The sequence below is a fragment of the Bacillus nitratireducens genome, from assembly GCF_001884135.1.
GTDB classification, from domain to species: Bacteria; Bacillota; Bacilli; order Bacillales; family Bacillaceae_G; genus Bacillus_A; species Bacillus_A nitratireducens.
Genome location: NZ_MAOC01000079.1, coordinates 1 through 327, shown reverse-complemented (window position 1 = coordinate 327; position 327 = coordinate 1). Strand labels below are relative to the sequence as shown.

General features: G+C 43.7%; 1 tRNA gene. It reads right to left on the bottom strand.

The annotated features are described in order from the left end of the window. Nucleotides 1-73: 73 nt before the first annotated feature. A tRNA-Ile gene (locus BAU23_RS21200) sits at nt 74-150 on the bottom strand. Nucleotides 151-327: the final 177 nt, after the last annotated feature.

Here is a 327-nt window from a genome sequence, read left to right as displayed (position 1 = left end):
TAGGACTCGAACCTACGACCGATCGGTTAACAGCCGATAGCTCTACCACTGAGCTACTGCGGAATAATATATATGGTGGGCCTAAATGGACTCGAACCATCGACCTCACGCTTATCAGGCGTGCGCTCTAACCAGCTGAGCTATAGGCCCATACAAATTGCAGGATTTATTTATATCATATCCTCATTTAAGAGTCAATACTTAATTGAACTCTCAAAACTAAACGAAAACGAAACACGGAAACTTATATTGATGAACAGCGTTCATCAATTCTCCATAGAAAGGAGGTGATCCAGCCGCACCTTCCGATACGGCTACCTTGTTACG